Origin of the sequence: Kitasatospora sp. NPDC059803 (assembly GCF_042732255.1) — a bacterium.
In the GTDB taxonomy this organism is placed as follows: domain Bacteria; phylum Actinomycetota; class Actinomycetes; order Streptomycetales; family Streptomycetaceae; genus Kitasatospora.
Genome location: NZ_JBHWIJ010000565.1, coordinates 1 through 1,788, shown reverse-complemented (window position 1 = coordinate 1,788; position 1,788 = coordinate 1). Strand labels below are relative to the sequence as shown.

General features: G+C 66.6%; 2 protein-coding genes. Both read right to left on the bottom strand.

All coding sequences use genetic code 11. The features are described from left to right. Positions 1-106: 106 nt before the first annotated feature. Positions 107-751 (bottom strand): hypothetical protein, encoded by a 645-nt coding sequence (locus tag ACFV6I_RS39515; RefSeq protein WP_380431124.1) that lies wholly within the window; start codon positions 749-751, stop codon positions 107-109. A gap of 55 nt (positions 752-806) precedes the next feature. Then, positions 807-1,788: RHS repeat-associated core domain-containing protein (locus tag ACFV6I_RS39510; RefSeq protein WP_380431122.1), on the bottom strand; the 982-nt coding region annotated here is incomplete at its 5' end.

Here is a 1,788-nt window from a genome sequence, read left to right as displayed (position 1 = left end):
CGGGGGGGGGGGGGGTGGGCGCCCCCCCCCCCACCCGACTCCCGCGGGGGGGCGGCCGGTGCGGGGGGGGGGGGGGGGGGCCCACCGCAGGGTCACGGTCGGCCGCTCAGCACTGCACAGCGGCGTTGCCGTAGTTCTCCTCCATGTTGATGTCGAGTCGTTCCTCGGCAGACTGACCGTCCCGCTGGACGGCCACCCGGTACTGGCCCTGGAGGTTCCTGGGGATGGCGACGGTGTAGACGGTGTGGAGCACGCCGTCCACGGGAATCGAGTACCCGGTCTGGACCGGGAAGTCCCGCCCCTGACACGAGAGGCGATCAACCGTTTCACCGTTGGCCATCAACAGCACCGACCAGTTGCCTTCGAACAGGCTGGCACCGATGAAGGTGCCGACTCCTGGAGTCGGCCGCTTGGCAATCTCCGCGAGCGGCACGCAGCCTCGGGACAACACCCGATCCGAAGCCGTACAGATGTCACCGGTCTTCTCCGCCTGCCAGATCAGCTCCGGCCCGTAGCCGTTGCTGAACCGAAGCTCCGTGAACGTGTCACCGGCAGGCGCCGTCCCTCTCTCCTTGGCCGTTTGCAGGATCAACTGCGTCATCTGGCCGGACCGATCCGACACCGTCGGCGCGGGAGTCGCCCCGACACCGGTGCCGGTCTGCCCGGACACCGTGGTGCACGCGCAGGCGCTGAACGCCAAACCCGCGACAACGGCGCGAAGCTTCCCGGAGATACCCCTCGCGCAGCTCATTTTCCTCCTTCGACCCCCTGTGAAGCGGTGCTGGGTCACGATCGGTCCAGCACTGCTACGGCTCCCTGATGTCCTGCACCGGTGCCCCGGGTTGGTAGAGGACCGGGGCCCAGTTGCTGACGTATACGGTCCCCCACGTCTTGGTCGCCGTCCTCCCATCGTCGTAGTAGTAGGTCGTCTCGTACACCCGTCGGGTCACGATGGGCGAAAAGCCGTACAGCTGGTGGGACACGGTGGGCCGCAGCGTCAGCTTCTGGTCCGCCGTCACCGAGTCGGTCTTCCCGTCAGTCGTCTGCGTGCTGTCCTCGGAGCCCCATTCCCAGCTGGCTTCGGTGTCCACCCCGACCTTGAACTTGCCGATCTCGACTCCGACGCTTCCGTCGACCTTGTTGCTGTGCGAGAAGGTGTTCTTCTTGGTGACCTGCTTGCTCCACTGCGTCGCCTGCGTCACGGACACCCCCAGGAGCACCGGGTCCATCGACTCGGCCCAACCAAAGTTGGTTCCGACGCTGTAGTCGATGATGGGCTGCGCGTCGTGGCTCAACTCCTTCGAAGAGTGGCCAACGATGACGCCCGCCGGACCGCCGGACAGCGCGGGCACCTTCTTCTCCCGGTTGGGGTTCGGAAGGGGCTTCGACAGGCTCTGCTCGACGAACTTCACGTAGCCCGCCCTGCGGATCGGCTCGTCCTTCTTGATCTGCTCGACGATCTTCTGGTAGTTCGGTCCCGCCTCCGACGTGTCGACCTTGGTGCCCATGTTGGAGCACTTGGCAAATCCGGTCGCGCACTCCTCCAGCGCCATGCCGGTGGGGTCCGTCTTGTTCACCGGGTCGTTGTTGCTGTACGCGTAGGCGTTCCACTGTTGCGGATCGTCGGGCAGTAGCAGCGGGTCGGCGTTGAGGAAGCGGCCGGTGCTGGGCTGATACTGCCGGGCGCCCAGGTTGGTGAAGCCGGTCGCGTCGTCCTTGAGGCCACCGACGAAACCCTTGTCGCCGGACCAGGAGTTGGCCGCGCCGGAGCCGCGCAGGACACCGAAC